Source organism: Dyella thiooxydans (genome assembly GCF_001641285.1).
GTDB classification, from domain to species: Bacteria; Pseudomonadota; Gammaproteobacteria; order Xanthomonadales; family Rhodanobacteraceae; genus Dyella_A; species Dyella_A thiooxydans.
In genome coordinates, this window is sequence record NZ_CP014841.1 from 3119538 (window position 1) to 3134356 (window position 14819).

General features: G+C 69.8%; 18 protein-coding genes. 13 read left to right on the plus strand and 5 right to left on the minus strand.

Annotation, left to right across the window (positions count from 1 at the left end):
• Positions 1–6 precede the first annotated feature (6 nt).
• The 3 genes from ATSB10_RS14130 to ATSB10_RS14140 all read right to left on the minus strand — a co-directional run bounded on the left by ATSB10_RS14130 (position 7) and on the right by ATSB10_RS14140 (position 1709).
• Complete coding sequence (locus ATSB10_RS14130) at positions 7–258, minus strand: YkgJ family cysteine cluster protein (RefSeq protein ID WP_063673402.1); 252 nt, start codon at positions 256–258, stop codon at positions 7–9.
• A gap of 8 nt (positions 259–266) precedes the next feature.
• Positions 267–1088, minus strand: coding sequence for a shikimate dehydrogenase (gene aroE / locus ATSB10_RS14135; protein ID WP_063673403.1), 822 nt, complete (start codon positions 1086–1088; stop codon positions 267–269).
• A 63-nt stretch (positions 1089–1151) separates the two neighbouring features.
• Complete coding sequence (locus tag ATSB10_RS14140) at positions 1152–1709, minus strand: lipocalin family protein (RefSeq protein ID WP_083966232.1); 558 nt, start codon at positions 1707–1709, stop codon at positions 1152–1154.
• Positions 1710–1862: 153 nt separating this feature from the next.
• On the opposite strand from ATSB10_RS14140, the gene ATSB10_RS14145 reads away from it, so the two are divergent.
• A complete protein-coding gene (locus ATSB10_RS14145) occupies positions 1863–2072 on the plus strand; it encodes a hypothetical protein (protein WP_063673404.1) in 210 nt (69 codons plus the stop codon).
• Between the two features lie 108 nt (positions 2073–2180).
• Positions 2181–4190: a putative bifunctional diguanylate cyclase/phosphodiesterase gene (locus ATSB10_RS14150; protein ID WP_063673405.1), complete on the plus strand. Its 2010-nt coding sequence runs from the start codon at positions 2181–2183 to the stop codon at positions 4188–4190.
• 10 nt (positions 4191–4200) lie between these two features.
• Here the strand turns inward: ATSB10_RS14150 and ATSB10_RS14155 are convergent, their stop codons facing one another.
• Positions 4201–5685, minus strand: coding sequence for a RimK family protein (locus ATSB10_RS14155; protein WP_063673406.1), 1485 nt, complete (start codon positions 5683–5685; stop codon positions 4201–4203).
• 304 nt (positions 5686–5989) lie between these two features.
• Here ATSB10_RS14155 and ATSB10_RS14160 point away from each other — a divergent pair, with 304 nt between their 5' ends.
• Positions 5990–6448 carry a GNAT family N-acetyltransferase gene (locus tag ATSB10_RS14160; protein WP_236886428.1) on the plus strand — a complete coding sequence of 153 codons (459 nt, stop codon included), beginning with the start codon at positions 5990–5992 and terminating at the stop codon, positions 6446–6448.
• Here ATSB10_RS14160 and ATSB10_RS14165 read toward each other — a convergent pair whose 3' ends face one another.
• Entirely contained in the window at positions 6449–7135 is a 687-nt protein-coding gene (locus ATSB10_RS14165) for a hypothetical protein (RefSeq protein ID WP_063673408.1), read from the minus strand.
• Positions 7136–7415: 280 nt separating this feature from the next.
• On the opposite strand from ATSB10_RS14165, the gene ATSB10_RS14170 reads away from it, so the two are divergent.
• The 10 genes from ATSB10_RS14170 to ATSB10_RS14215 all read left to right on the plus strand — a co-directional run bounded on the left by ATSB10_RS14170 (position 7416) and on the right by ATSB10_RS14215 (position 14694).
• Positions 7416–7727 carry an SEL1-like repeat protein gene (locus ATSB10_RS14170; RefSeq protein WP_063673409.1) on the plus strand — a complete coding sequence of 104 codons (312 nt, stop codon included), beginning with the start codon at positions 7416–7418 and terminating at the stop codon, positions 7725–7727.
• Complete coding sequence (locus tag ATSB10_RS14175; RefSeq protein WP_063673410.1) at positions 7724–8002, plus strand: hypothetical protein; 279 nt, start codon at positions 7724–7726, stop codon at positions 8000–8002. The genes ATSB10_RS14170 and ATSB10_RS14175 overlap by 4 nt, the downstream gene beginning before the upstream one ends.
• A gap of 51 nt (positions 8003–8053) precedes the next feature.
• The gene (lptM, locus tag ATSB10_RS14180) at positions 8054–8254 is read left to right on the plus strand and encodes an LPS translocon maturation chaperone LptM (protein WP_063673411.1); all 201 of its coding nucleotides are present in this window, start codon (positions 8054–8056) and stop codon (positions 8252–8254) included.
• A 15-nt stretch (positions 8255–8269) separates the two neighbouring features.
• The gene (dapF, locus tag ATSB10_RS14185; protein ID WP_063673412.1) at positions 8270–9103 is read left to right on the plus strand and encodes a diaminopimelate epimerase; all 834 of its coding nucleotides are present in this window, start codon (positions 8270–8272) and stop codon (positions 9101–9103) included.
• Positions 9104–9202: 99 nt separating this feature from the next.
• On the plus strand, positions 9203–9886 hold the full coding sequence (locus ATSB10_RS14190) for a DUF484 family protein (protein WP_063673413.1): 684 nt from the start codon (positions 9203–9205) through the stop codon (positions 9884–9886).
• Positions 9887–9896: 10 nt separating this feature from the next.
• Positions 9897–10802, plus strand: coding sequence for a tyrosine recombinase XerC (xerC, locus tag ATSB10_RS14195; protein WP_063673414.1), 906 nt, complete (start codon positions 9897–9899; stop codon positions 10800–10802).
• A 174-nt stretch (positions 10803–10976) separates the two neighbouring features.
• On the plus strand, positions 10977–12014 hold the full coding sequence (locus ATSB10_RS14200) for a glycosyltransferase family 9 protein (protein ID WP_063673415.1): 1038 nt from the start codon (positions 10977–10979) through the stop codon (positions 12012–12014).
• A gap of 80 nt (positions 12015–12094) precedes the next feature.
• Positions 12095–12628: an ATP-dependent protease subunit HslV gene (hslV, locus tag ATSB10_RS14205; protein WP_063673416.1), complete on the plus strand. Its 534-nt coding sequence runs from the start codon at positions 12095–12097 to the stop codon at positions 12626–12628.
• Positions 12629–12701: 73 nt separating this feature from the next.
• Entirely contained in the window at positions 12702–14042 is a 1341-nt protein-coding gene (gene hslU / locus ATSB10_RS14210) for an ATP-dependent protease ATPase subunit HslU (protein WP_063673417.1), read from the plus strand.
• Between the two features lie 37 nt (positions 14043–14079).
• On the plus strand, positions 14080–14694 hold the full coding sequence (locus tag ATSB10_RS14215; protein ID WP_063673418.1) for a hypothetical protein: 615 nt from the start codon (positions 14080–14082) through the stop codon (positions 14692–14694).
• Positions 14695–14819 lie beyond the last annotated feature (125 nt).

Here is a 14819-nt window from a genome sequence, read left to right on the forward strand (position 1 = left end):
CGGGGCTCAGCGCGTCGCCGCTTCCAGCCGGGTGAGCCAGCGCATGGCGTGGTCGCGGTCATCGCCGCACATCGCCGGCTCCGGGCGCAGGCCCGCGCAGACGGCCGGGCGTTCGGGCCGGCCGAACAGCCGGCAGCGGTTGGCTTCGTCCAGCTGCACGCAGCGCACGCCGGCCGGCTTGCCTTGCGGCATGCCGGGGATCGGCGAGCTGATCGACGGAGCGATGCAGCACGCGCCGCAGCCGGCGCGGCAGTCCATCGGGCGGCTCAGCCGCGCAGCATGGCGTAGACCGGATCGGTGTCCGGACGATGCCCATGCCACAGCTCGAACGCGTCGGCCGCGGTCTCCACCAGCATGCCCAGCCCGTCGAAGGCGAACAGCGCGCCGGCGCTCTTCGCCCAGGCGAGGAAGGCGATCGCCGCGGTGCCGTAGCTGAGGTCGTAGCAGAGGGCACGCGCGCCAACCAGCGCGGTCGGCAGCTCCAGCGACTTGCCCAGCACCCCGGCGGAGGTGGCGTTGAGGATCAGGTTGTAGCTGCCGATGTCGGCGAGGTCTTCCCAGTAGCGGGTATGGACGCGGGCCGGCTCGCCGATCGCGTCGGCCAGCGCGTCGGCCGGCGCCGAGCTGCGGTTGACGATGGTCAGGCTCTGCACGCCGGCGTCCAGCAGGGACCAGGCCACGCCGCGCGCCGCACCGCCGGCGCCGAGCAGCAGCGCATCGTGGCCGCGCAGGTCGACGCGGTGGCGGTCGACGAGGTCGCGCACCAGGCCGGCGCCATCGGTGTTGTGGGCGGCCAGCCGGCCGTCCTCCAGCCGGGTCAGCACGTTGGCGGTACCGGCGCGGTGCGCCGCCTCGCTGGCGGTGTCGGCCAGCGCCAGTGCGGCGGCCTTGTGCGGCAGGGTGACGTTGGCGCCGTGGCCGCGGTCGGCGAAGAACGCGTGCACGGCCTCCGGGAAATCCGCCGGGGCCGCGTCGATGGTGCGGTAGTCGACGGCGAGGCCGAACTGCCGCCCGAAGGCCTCGTGGATGCGCGGCGACAGCGAATGGCCGATCGGATGGCCGAACACGGCGTAACGGCGGTCGGTCATGGCGGGTCCTTCGGTGGAAACGGGCGACGATTCTAACCGCCCGCGGCGGCGTTCCGACCCGGCTCAGGGCGTATCGAAGCCCGGCTGGCCGAGGTCCTCCGGCTTCTGCGGCACCTTGCGCACCTCGTCGACCGGAAAGCCCTGCGCCTTCGCCACGTCGAGCAGGCGACGATACTCGGCATCCGGCAGCTGCCGCTCGCGCGCCATGATCCACATGAGCTTGCGCGAGGGCAGGCCGACAAGCACCGAGCCGTAGTCCGGCGACAGGTCGACGATGACGTAGTCGGAGCGCAGCGGCCACACCAGCTGCACCTTCCAGTGCGCCGTGTTGGACGGATCCGGCAGCCAGGCCTTGCCGCCCCAGGTCTTCTCCGGCGCTTCGAAGCCCTTGCGGTAGTGGTAGGTGACGGCGATGGTGCCATCCGGCTTCAGGTGGTACTCGTCGGCGGTGGCGACGTCGCCACGCTCGGCGAAGTAGGGCACGTGGGCGATGACGTACCAGGTGCCCATGTAGCGCTGCAGGTCGACCGAATGCGCCTCGCGCAGCGGCAGCTGGCTGGCGCAGCCGCCGAGCAGGGCGATGCCGAGCAGCAGGGCGAGCGAGTGGGAACGGCGTTGCATGGGGAGCCTCGCTTGGAGATCGGGAATCTTTCAGGGTTACGGCCCGCCATGCCGAACCGATGCACGGTCCCGGCGGATACCGTCAGCCATCGCAGCCGCTGAGACGGCCCCACCGGAAGCTCGGCGGCAACCGTTCGGCCACCGGAGTCCGCCATGTCCCGCCTGTCCACCGCACGCCTCGTCGCTCCCTCCTTCACGCAGTACGCCGCCGCGATCGCCCTGTGCTGGCTGCTGGTCGGTGCCTTCGCCCTGACGCTGACGCCGCTGCCGGCGAGAACCATCGGAGCGGGGTGGTCGCCCCTGTTCTGGCTGGTGCTGGCCCCGGCCTGCACGCTGGCCGGGTTGCGCCTGCGCCGGGGCTGAACCCGCTGCGGTCCCCGCGCCGGCGGCGTGCTTCTGTGCTACAAGACGCGCTCGCTTGAACGTCGACAGTGCCCGGGGATGCGGCCCCGAGCGTGAACACGGGGCCGCATGGCACACCCTCACAACCTCTGGTTGCCCGCGCTGCTGGGCGCGCTCGCCACCCTGCACGCCTACCTCGCGCTGGACACGATCCCGCGGGTGGCTTCCGCGCGCGGTGCGGTGGCCATGTTGTGGCTGGGGTTCGGTGCGGCGGTGCTGGCGGTCGGCGTGTGGACCACCCAGTACCTCGGCCACGCCGCGACCTCCAGCCTGGGCGGCGTGCATGCAGCCGTGGCCGGCGGCATCGCCTGGGCGAGCGCCGTGCCGGCGCTGTGCCAGGCCGCTCGCGGACGCGCCTGGCTCGCCGGCATCCTGCTCGGCGCGGGCCTGGCGCTCGCCACCACCTTCGACCAGCGACTGGACCGTCCGGGCATGGCCAGCTGCCTCGCTTGGATGCTGCTGCTCGGCGCTGCCGGCGCGATGGCCGCGCTGGCCTGGCGCGAGCGGCGCCCCACACCCTCGGCGCCGCGGGTGTGGGGCGCCGCGGCGCTGCTCGGCCTGACCATCGCGGCGCTGCCGGTCGCCGGCAACGCCCTCGCACCCGACGCGGCGATGCGCCCCCCCGCACAGGCGCCCGGCGCCGCGGCGTTCGTGATCTCCGCGCTGGTGCTGCTGCTGGCCGCGGTAGTGCAGCGCGCGCAGCGCGAGCTGGCGCGGCAGGCGGCGCAGATCCGCGGCGAACTGGAGTCGGCGCGCCAGGCGCTGGTGCACCAGGCCTTCCACGATGCGCTCACCGCCCTGCCCAACCGCGCCAAGGTACTGGCGCAGCTGCAGGAGCTGCTGCCGACGGCCGGACGTGAAGGGCTGGACGTGGCGGTGATGTTCATCGACCTGGACGGCTTCAAGTCGATCAACGACACGCTCGGCCACGAGGCCGGCGACGAGTTCCTGCGCCGGGTCGCCGAGGCACTCAACGCCAGCGTGCGCCAGCGCGACACCGTGGCCCGGTTCGGCGGCGACGAGTTCGTGGTGGTGCTGGAGCGTTTCCGCAGCCGCGAGAACCTCGGCGCGATCTGCGAGAAGATCCTCGCCCGCGTCGGCGCGCCGGTGCTGGTGGCCGGGCAGAAGGTGACCGCCACGCCGAGCATCGGCGTGGCGGTGTTCCCCGACGATGGCGCCGAGCCGACCGAACTGCTGCGCCACGCCGACATCGCCATGTATGCCGCCAAGGAGCGGGGCAAGGCCGGCTTCTGCTTCTACGAGCCGCAGATGATCGCCCGCGCCAGCGAGCGGCTGGCGCTGTCCACCGACCTGCGCGAGGGCCTGGGCCGCGACGAGCTGCGCGTGTGCTACCAGCCGAAGGTGGACCTGCGCTCGCGCCGGCTGGTCGGGCTGGAGGCGCTGGCGCGCTGGGCGCACCCAACCCGCGGACACCTGCCGCCGTCGATGTTCATCCCGCTGGCCGAGGACTGCGGCCTGATCGCCCGCCTCGGCGAACGCGTGGTGCGCGAGGTGGCCGGGCAGATCGCGCGCTGGCGGGCCGAGGGCCTGCCGCTGGTGCCGGTGGCGATCAACCTGTCGATGCAGGAGATCCAGGGCGCCAACTTCGTGCCGTCGCTGCTGCGCACGCTGGCCGAGACCGGACTAGACCGCCACGCGATCGAGTTCGAGATCACCGAGACCGCGGCGATGACCGACGTGCACACCACGCTGCGCCACCTGCGCGAGCTGGAGGCGCTCGGCTTCCGCATCGCCATCGACGACTTCGGCACCGGCTTCTCCAGTCTCAGCCACCTGCGCCAGCTGCCGGCGCGCACGATCAAGATCGACCAGTCGTTCGTGCACGGCGCGGACGTCTCGCACCACGACCGCGAGATCACCGAGGCGATCATCGCGCTGGCCCGCAAGCTGCGCCTGCACACGGTGGCCGAGGGCGTGGAGAGCGAGCAGCAGGCGAGCTGGCTGGTGCAGGCCGGCTGCGATATCGGCCAGGGCTACCTGTTCGGGCGGCCGCTGCCGCCGGGCGAGACGGCCACCCTGCTGGCCGCGGGGTTCGCCGGCGCGCCGGTCGGCGCCTGAGCCTGCCGGCTCAGCGGCCGATGCCCAGCCGCTTGTGCTCCAGCCGGCGCAGGAACTCCTGCATGATCCGGCGGTACAGGTCCTCGCCGAGGTAGACGTCCTCGACGCCGGCGTCGATCGACGGGTTGTCGTTCACCTCGATCACCACCGGCTTGCCGTGGACCTGCTTCAGGTCCACGCCGTACAGGCCGTCGCCGACCGCGTGGGTGGCCTTGAGCGCCAGTTTCAGGACGTCCGACGGCACGTCGCGCACCGGGATCGTCTCGAACCCGCCGGACTTGGCCGTACCCTTGGCGCCGTGGTTGTAGATCTGCCAGTGGCCGCGCGACATGTAGTACTTGCAGGCGTACAGCGGCTCACGGTTGAGCACGCCGATACGCCAGTCGAACTCGGTGTAGAGGAACTCCTGCGCCAGCAGCAGCGCGCTGTGCTGGAACAGTTCACCGGCCGCCTTCTCCAGCGCCGCGGCATCCTCCACCTTGACCACGCCGCGCGAGAACGAGCCGTCCGGGATCTTCAGCACGATCGGGAAGCCGAGCTTCTCGCCGACCTCCTTCAGGCCCTTGAGGTTGTCGCGGTAGAGGATCTCGGTGCGCGGCACGGCGAGCTTGCGCGAGACCATCAGGTCGTTGAGGAAGATCTTGTTCGTGCAGCGCAGGATCGAGGCCGGATCGTCGATCACCACCATCCCCTCGCGCTCGGCGCGATGGGCGAAGCGGTAGGTGTGGTTGTCGCTGGCCGTGGTCTCGCGGATGAACAGGCCGTCGTACTCGGCCAGCCGCGGGTAGTCGTTCTTGCCGATCGGATCGACCTCGATGCCCAGCTCCTTGCCGGCCTCGATGAAGGACTTCAGCGCCTTTCTGTTCGACGGCGGCATCGCCTCGTTGGGGTCGACCAGCATGGCGATGTCGTAGCGATAGCGCTTGCGTGCCCGCGGCTTGCGCCAGAGCTTCTTCGAGAAACGGTCCAGCTCGGCGGCGAAGGCGTCTTCCTGCGCGTCGTCCAGCGTGTGCAGGCCGACCGGCTTGATCGAGGCGACCTGCCACACGCGCTCGCGCTCGAACTCGATGCGAAGCAGCGGGCAGGGAAAGGTTTCGAACACCTGGCGCGCCAGGTCCTGCAGCGCCGGGTAGGCGGTCTCGCCGAAGTAGACCAGGATGCCGAAGTCGGTGGTGTCGCGACCGCCGGCCGGCAGGAAGCGGGTCAGCTTGCCGTTGAGGTCGTCGATGTCCAGGCCGTACAGCGAGCGGCGGCGCAGGTCGTTGATGGTGCGCACCGAAGGCATCACCCGGTGCCCGCGGGCCTCGGCCAGCAGCGAGACGTAGTAGCCGGTGCCCAGGTATTTGTAGCTGCGGCACAGGTTGATGACGTGGGTGCGCTCCTCGTCGGCGCCGATCGGCTCGCGCAGGTAGTCCATCGCGCTGACCACGTCCACCGACGGGTAGTACGAGCCCCAGTCCGAGGCTTTTTCCACAACGATGACCAGGCGGGTCATGACACCTCGAGAACGCGCGTGAGAGGGAGGCCCCGTCGCGGGCCGTGTGCGGGCGGCGCGGCACAAGGCGCGCAGTTTGGCATAGCGCTGCGGGCGCACAAGCCGGTCCACTGAAGGACGACTAAACCGCCGTTGATCCGGCCGCGGACAACGGTGCAGCCCGGCGCCGGCTGCACTAAAGTGCCGCGCTCGTCACCGCCGCCCCACGCCGGCGACATCATCCTGCGCACCCTCCCGATCCGGACCGACCGCCCTGAAAAGAGCTGCCCGCCCCGCCCATTCCGTTCCGCCCGCCACCGCCGATGTGCGGGTCCGGCGTGCCGAACTGTCCGACCTCGACGACCTGGTGGCGCTGGAAGAGGCCACCTTCGACAGCGACCGCATGAGCCGGGCGCAGTACCGCCGGCACCTGGACAGCGGAAGCGCCCGCGTGCTCGTGGCCAGCGCCAACCATCGGCTCTTCCTTGGCACCGCGGTAGTGTTCTTCCGCAAGGGCAGCCGGGTGGCACGACTGTATTCGCTGGCCAGCCGGCCGGAAGCCCGGGGCAAAGGTGTCGGCTCGGCACTGCTGGCCGCGGTCGAACAGGCGGCGCGACGGCACGGGTGCAATGAAATGCGCCTGGAGGTGCGGACCGACAACGCCAGCGCGATCCGTCTTTACGAGCGGCTGGGTTACCAGCGCTTCGCGCGCATCGACGGCTATTACGAGGACGGCGCGGCCGCCTGGCGCTACGCGCGGCCGCTGGATGCGGCGACCCGCTGACTAGCGCAGCAGCTCCTGCATCCGCTGCGCGGTCGCGTCGTCCGGACGGGCCACCAGCGCGCCGGTGCGCATCATGGACACCTCGTAGTGGCCCCTGTCGACCAGCGGCAGGAACGCGCCACTGCCGAACACGGCATCCACTTCGGGCAGCCAGCCGGGCAGCTCCTTGCGCAGGGTCAGCAGTTCGAAGCCACCGGAGGGAGCGAAGTCGATCACCGTGCGCGGCGCCTCCTGCTCCTGGCGGGCATCGTCATAGCGACCGTCGATGCGGTCGAGCCGGTACACCGGTGGCGCTCCGGCCAGCAGCGCCGGCAATTTCCACTTCAACACGATCGCCTCGACCCGGAAGGCATCGCCGGCCACGTCCACCACCCGCGAGCTGCCGTCCGGCCAGGTCAGGGTCAGCGACCAGCGCTGGGGCGACAGGATGCGTGCGTCGATCGCCACCACCGGCACTTCGGCCACCAGCTTGCGGTAGCCCCGCAGGCTCCATCCCAGCGTGAACGAGCCCAGTGCCAGCACCAGCCAGGCCAGCGTCAGCACGAGCGCCAGCGAGGCACGCAGGCGCCGCCGGCCTCGCCAGTGGCGACGGCCACCCGCGGCAGCGGTCAACGCCAGCAGCAGCAGTGCGGCGGCGACCACGAACAGCAGGGTGGCGGGCAGAGCGAGCAGATGCTCCCAGTTCACGGGTCACTCCAGGGGCGGGGGGTTCAGGCCATGGCCACCGGCGTGTCGCTGGCGGCCACGACCGGGCCTAGGGTAGCCGATGCCTACCGGGCGACCAGGGAGGCTCGCCACACGCCGGCCGTGTCTTGACCTTTTCATGCCGGCCGGAAGGGCTGGTTTCGCCCGGGCCACCAGCCAGCCACCGAAGCCACCGGAAGATCCCCAGGTACGTGCCCTGCTCGACGGCATGGCCGAAACCTGCACCTAGGGACATCCCGACCAGTTCGGCCAGTACCAGGGCATGGTCGCCTACTCCCACGGCCGCTACGCGGCGGCGATGCGGCGGTTCACCATCGGCGCCTATTACGCCGACAAGGTGTCCCAGCTCAGCATCGGCCTGATGTACCTCAACAGCCAGGGCGTCGCGCGCGATCCGGTGAAAGCCCTGGCGTGGACGGCACTGGCCGCCAAGCGCGGTTATCCCCGCTTCGAGGCGGCCCGCGACGGCATCTGGAAGAACCTGTACGACGACCGGCGCAAGCAGGCGTCGGTGCTTAGCGACGAGTTGGCCGAGACCTATGCCGACGCGACGTGCACGCGAAGCCGCGGATGATCGGCGAATTGCGCTATTACCGCACGCAGCTCACCGGCTCGCGCCTGGGCGACGATCCCGGCGTGCATACGGTTGCGGTCGGGCCGTCGCAGACCGAGGGCGTGAATTGCATGCGCGCAGCCCGGGTCGGGTCGCGTGGGGCCGAGTGCGGCAGCGCGGACATGGCCTCGCACAAAACATGGGATCCGAGGCTTTGCTTCAAGATGCGCGACGCGCAGTACGAGTGCACGGTGACCGTCGGCGAGGCCCAGCGGAACACCAGCGACAAGCCCTGACCGGCAACGGCCCAGGGCTATACTCGCGGTCTCTTCTTTGAGGACTCCCGCATGCGCCGTCTGCTCCTGCCCACCCTGGCCGCCCTGTCCGCAGCCGCCTTGGCCGGTTGCGGCAACAAGGGTCCGCTGGTGCTGCCCGCGAAGCCGGTCGCGCCCGCCTCCGCTGCGAGCGCGCCGGTGACTCCCGCTGGCGCGAGCAGCTCGTCGCCGGTGCCGGCGACGAGCACCCCGGCATCGACCGGCTCGCGCTGAAGCGGCTTGCGGCGCATGACGCTGCGCTTTTCCAAGATGCACGGCATCGGCAACGACTTCGTCGTGCTCGATCGCCGGCACGATCCTTCCGTCCTGGATGTCGCGCTGGTCCGCGCCATGGCGGATCGTCGCAAAGGCGTTGGTTTCGACCAGCTGCTGACCGTCGAGCCGGCGCGCGATCCCTCCTGTGCCTTCTATTACGGCATCTGGAATGCCGACGGCTCGCCGTCCGGCCAGTGCGGCAATGGCGCGCGCTGCGTCGCTGCCTGGCTGCACCGCGCCGGGGCGCTGCCGCTGGGCCGGACGGTGCGGCTGGAGAGTCCGTCCGGCCCGGTCGCGGTGCAGCTGCAGGCGCCGCTGGACGTGGCGGTGGACATGGGTGAGCCGGTTTTCGAGCCGTCGCGCGTGCCGTTCCAGCGCACGCGCGACGTCGACGGTCACCCGCTCGTCGTGGGCAGCGACACGCTGACCATCGGCGTGGCATCGATGGGCAATCCGCACGCGGTGCTGCTGGTGGAAGACATCGACGCCCCGGGGGTGGACGCGCTGGGGCCGCGCATCACCACGCACCCGGATTTTCCGCAACAGGTCAACGCAGGCTTCGCCCAGCCGCTGGCGCGCGACCACATCCGGCTGCGCGTGCACGAACGCGGCGCCGGCTGGACGCTGGCCTGCGGCACCGGGGCCTGTGCAGCGATGGCGGTGCTGCGGCGGCGTGGCCTGGTGGACACTGAAGTGCGCGTGGATCTGCCTGGCGGCTCGCTCACGATCACCTGGCCCGGCCCCGGCCATACGCTGTGGATGCGCGGTCCGGCCGCCTTCGTGTTCGAGGGCGAGTGGCCGGCGTGATGCGGCGTTGATGTTCGCCCGCGCAGGTCGCAGACTCGGTAAGTCCGCGCGGCGAAAGATGCTGCGCCCTGTCCCCGACGTGCCCGAGGATCGACCCGCATGACCGACAGCGTGACCGAGCCGACGCTGCAGCCCGAGCAGGTAGCCGCCTACCTGCGCCGCCACCCCGACTTCCTGACCGACTATCCCGACCTTGCCGCGAAACTCACGCTGCCTCGCGAGCAGGGGGCCGCCGCCTCCCTCGCCGTGTACCAGCTGCAGAGCCTGCGCGAGAAGAACGCCGAACTCGAGGGCCGGCTGGCCGAGCTGGTCGCCATCGCCAGCGAGAACGAGGCGCTGATGAAGCGGGTGCACGACCTGACCATCACCCTGCTACGCGCCAACACGCCCGAGGTTACCGCGCGCAGCGTGATCGCCAAGCTCAGCGCCGACTTCCAGACCGAGCAGGTCCGGCTGGTGCTGTTCGGACCGGCCACGCTGCCGCCGGCGGACTGGCTGGTGCACGTACCGGAGGGGCGTGGGGGGATGCCGGAGTTCGCGGACTTCCTCGCCCACCACGAGCCGATCGCCGGACGCCTGTCGGCCGAGCGCCTGTATCGGCTGTTCGGTCAGCGCGCGGAAAACGTGCGCTCTGCGGCAGTGATGCCGTTGGGCGAACTGGGCCTGCTGGCGATCGGTTCGAGCAATCCCGATCATTTCCAGCCGGGCATGGGCACGCTGTTCCTTAAGATGATCGCCACCACGATCACTGCCGCGCTCACGCGGGCGCGCGACATCGGCTGAGCCCTTCGCCATGACCCGGACATCGGCCGCCCCCGCCCGATCGCAGGTGGAGGCGTGGCTGGCACGGCTGGCCGACGAAAGGCAGGCATCGCCACATACCCTGGCCGGCTACCGGCGCGATCTGGAAAAGCTGCTGCGCTACATGGAGGCACAGGATCTGGCCGGCTTCGATCGGCTCGACGTCCATGCCATGCGCCGTTTCGTCGCCGCCGAACACCGCGCCGGACTCTCGCCGAAAAGCCTGCAGCGCCTGCTTTCGGCCTGTCGCAGCCTGTTTCGCCACCTCACACGGGAAGGCCGGCTCGACCACGACCCCGCACTCGGGGTGCGGGGACCCAAGGTGCACCGCAAGCTGCCGCAGGTGCTCGATGTGGACGAAGCGGCCAGCCTGATCGAACACGGCGGGCAGGAAGGCCCGCTTGGCCTGCGCGACCGGGCGATGCTGGAGCTGTTCTATTCCTCCGGCCTGCGTCTGTCCGAACTGTGCGGGCTGCACTGGCAGGATCTGGACCTGGAAGGGGGTGAGGTGCGCGTGCTCGGTAAAGGTCGCAAGACCCGCATCGTGCCGGTGGGCCGTCCGGCAGTGGAGGCGCTGCGCGCGCTGGGTGGGGCCGAAGGCACGAGCCCCGCCTCGCCGGTCTTCCGGGGACGAGGCGGAGCGCCGATCAGCCCCCGGACGGTACAGGCCCGCCTGAAGACGCTGGCGCTGCAGCAGGGAAGCGCCAAGCGTGTTCACCCTCACTTGCTGCGACATACGTTCGCCAGCCATATGCTGGAGTCTTCCGGCGACCTGCGCGCGGTACAGGAGTTGCTCGGCCATGCCGACATCGCCACCACGCAGATCTACACCCACCTGGATTTCCAGCATCTGGCCCGCGTCTACGATGCGGCCCATCCGCGCGCCAAACGCAAGTAATTCCGGCGGCGAAAGGTTGGCGACGGAATGACGCAAGCGGCCTGAAAGCAGGGAACGTCGACACTCCCGGGCATCCTCTGTTCAGCATGGCTGCCGATGGTTCCCGTCGTCTCCCCGGACAACCCGCAGGCACAGACCCCCGCATCCCGGGAGCTCGCACCGTCGTCACCGCCCATGACAGGGGGACGCGTACCGGTCGGCGGGCTGGCTTGCCGCGGCATTCACCGGATCCTGGTGCTGCGCCCCAACCACCGGCTGGGCAACACGCTGCTGATCACGCCGCTGCTGAGCGAACTCGAGCGCTATTTCCCGGGCGCCGAGGTCGACGTGGTCACCGGTTGCGAGGCCGCCCCAGACATCTTTGCCGGCTTCCGCCAGGTCCGCCGCATCTATCAGCTCACCCGCCGCCCGGGACATCATCCCTGGCGCCTGTGGCAAGCCATCCGTTCGATGCGACGCGCACGCTACGACCTCGCCATCGATTGCGTGAAGGGGTCGCGCTCCGCCCGCCTGCTCATGCGCTGGAGCGGCGCACGGCATTGGATCGCCCCGCCATTCGATGCCCAGGATCAGCGCCAGGCCGGCCCTGCGTGGCAGGCGGTGTGGTCGAGCGCCCCGGGCCATTTCGCCCTCGATGCGGTGCATGCGCTGCGGCACGCGCTCGTCGCCGGGGCGGGCGCCCTGGAACGTCCGCAGCCCCGGTTGTGCATGAAACTGCGCGCCGATGAAATACAGGATGGACGCGCCACGCTCGACAATCTGCTCGACGAGGCGCCCCCCCGCGGGCCGGTGGTGGCGATCTTTCCCAATGCCACGGGCAACAAGCGATTGTCCGGCAAGTGGTGGCAGCAGTTCATCGAGGTGCTGCAGCAGTACGATCCTTCACTGCGCTTCATCGAAATGGTGGCTGCGCACGGCTGCTCGCAGCTCGAGGGAAAGCTGCCGGCCTACTTTTCCAGCGATGTGCGCCGGATGGCGGCACTCATCCGCCAATGCGACGGCTACATCAGTGGCGACTGCGGCGTGATGCATCTGGCCTGCGCCAGCGGCACGCCCACGCTGGGCCTGTTCACCCGGCCCAACCTGGAGCGCTACCGACCGTACGGCCCGCTCGACGGCGCCATCGCCGTCGATCCGTCCGACGTGGCGCCAGCCGTCGCGGCCGCGAAATCCTTCCTGGATGCCCTGCCCGGAAGTCGAGCCGTGGACTGAGCGCGGGCGGGGCTCGCCCCCGCTTGCAATCGCCAGCTCCGAACCCCACTGAGACCGTTCGTCTGTCTCGCGGAGCTGCCATGGAATCGTTCCACGCCACCACCATCGTCTCGGTGCGCCGCCACGGCAAGGTCGTGATCGGCGGTGACGGCCAGGTGACCCTGGGGCACACGGTGATGAAGGCCAATGCCCGCAAGATCCGCCGGCTCGGCAAAGGTGACGTGCTGGCCGGTTTCGCCGGTGCCACCGCCGATGCGTTCACGCTGTTCGAACTGTTCGAGCAGAAGCTCGAAAAGCACGGCAACAACCTCACCCGCGCCGCGGTGGAGATGGCCAAGGATTGGCGTACCGACCGCCGCTACGGAAAGCTCGAGGCGATGCTCGCGGTGGCCGACAAGGACACCTCGCTGCTGATTTCCGGCAACGGCGACGTGCTGGAGCCCGAGCAGGGCCTGATCGCGATCGGCTCGGGCGGACCCTACGCCCAGTCCGCGGCGCTCGCGCTGCTGGAAAACTCCGACCTCGATGCCCGCAGCATCGTCGAGAAATCGCTGAAGATCGCCGGCGACATCTGCATCTACACCAACCACAACGCGGTGATCGAAGAGCTCTGAGCGCTCGTCGCTGCCGCCGTTCCGGCCCCGGGCCGGGCCGGCGGTCCCGCCAGTCCCCACTGACCGGTGACCCATGTCCGAACTCACCCCTCGCGAAATCGTCAACGAACTCGACCGCTACATCATCGGCCAGCACGACGCCAAGCGCGCCGTGGCGGTGGCCCTGCGCAGCCGCTGGCGCCGCATGCAGCTGGATCCGGCGATGCGCAACGAGGTGACGCCGAAGAACATCCTGATGATCGGCCCCACCGGCGTAGGCAAGACCGAGATCGCGCGACGCCTGGCCACGCTGGCCAACGCGCCGTTCGTCAAGGTCGAGGCGACCAAGTTCACCGAGGTCGGCTACGTCGGCAAGGACGTCGAGTCGATCATCCGCGACCTCGCCGACGTGGCCTACAAGCTGACCCGCGAGCAGGCGATCAAGCGCGTGCGCACCCAGGCCGAGGACCGTGCCGAGGACCGCATCCTCGACGCCCTGCTGCCGCGCCGCCAGGCGCCGGCCGACTGGAGCCACGACACTGCAGCCGCGCCGTCGATCGACAGCGACACCCGGCAGAAGCTGCGCAAGCAGCTGCGCGAGGGCGCGCTGGACGATCGCGAGATCGAGCTGGAGACAGCGATGAATGTGGGCGTGGAGATCATGTCGCCGCCGGGCATGGAAGAAATGGGCGCCCAGCTGCGCCAGATGTTCCAGAACCTCGGCGGCGCCAAGACGCAGAAGCGCAAGCTGGCGATCCGGGCGGCGCGGCCGCTGCTGGTCGACGAGGAGGCGAGCAAGCTGCTCAACGACGAGGAGATCCGCGCGCAGGCGGTGGAAGCGGCCGAGCAGCACGGCATCGTCTTCATCGACGAAATCGACAAGGTCGCCCAGCGCAGCGACTACGGCCACTCCGGCGTCAGCCGCGAAGGTGTGCAGCGCGACCTGCTGCCGCTGGTCGAGGGCTCCACCGTGTCGACCAAGTACGGCCCGATCAAGACCGACCACATGCTGTTCATAGCCTCCGGCGCCTTCTCGCTGGCCAAGCCGTCGGACCTGATTCCCGAGCTGCAGGGCCGCCTGCCGATCCGGGTCGAGCTGTCGGCGCTGTCGGTGGACGACTTCAAGCGGATCCTGCGCGAACCGAACAACGCGCTGACCAAGCAGTACGTCGCCCTGCTGGCAACCGAGGGCGTGACGGTGGAATTCGCCGGGTCGGGCATCGACCGGCTGGCCGAGGTGGCCTTCCAGGTGAACGAGCGCACCGAGAACATCGGCGCCCGCCGCCTGCACACCGTGATGGAACGCCTGCTGGAAAGCATCTCGTACGAGGCAGCAGACAAAAGCGGCGAAAAATACCTGATCGACGACGAATTTGTGGATAAAACGCTGGGAAGCCTGGTTCAGGACCAGGATCTCAGCCGCTACATCCTCTAAACAAGCCGGGTTTCCCCAGTCTGCTAAAATCATCGCCATGGGCAAGGTCATCGAACTCAAAATCACCGGTCAGCGGGCGCAGCTGCGTGAAGCGCAGCAGCGGCAGCAACTGGTGCGGCTGTGGCGCGGCGATCTGGAACACGGCAGTTTCTGCGGCTACGTGGCCGGCGTGGGGCGGGAATTCTTCCTGCTCTGGGTGGTCGGCGATGCGATCACCTATGACGGTCTGTACGTGATGCGCCACCGCGACGTCACCGAGCTGGAGGCGCCGGACGCACACCACTCGTTCATCGAGCGGGCACTGGCCGTCAAGCACATCGTGCCGCGGGTACCACGCCAGTTTCCGCTGGATGGCATCCGCGAAGTGGTGCAGGCCGCCGGCCTGCTCTCGCCGGTGGTCGGCGTGCACGTGGACAGCGAGGAGGAGTCGGAGGTCTGCTACGTCGGGCGAGTGCTCGGCGTCGAGGAAGACGGCTTCAACATGCAGGAAATCACTCCGGACGCGGAATGGCTGCGTGAGCCCTCGTTCTTCGCCTGGGACGAGGTGTCGACCATCAGCATCCAGGACGGCTACGCGCAGTCTCTGCTGGCCGTTGCGGGCGATCCGCCGCCACTGGAGCAGGGCGACTCCGGCGTCGGCCGCGCGCAGTAAGGCCGCCACACCAGCCGCACACGAAGCCCACCGGAAACGGTGGGCTTTTTCGTGCGCGCCTTTGGATGATGGCGGCAACGTTCACTCCCGCTTGCCGGGACCGGCGTTGCAATGGGGCGATCGCC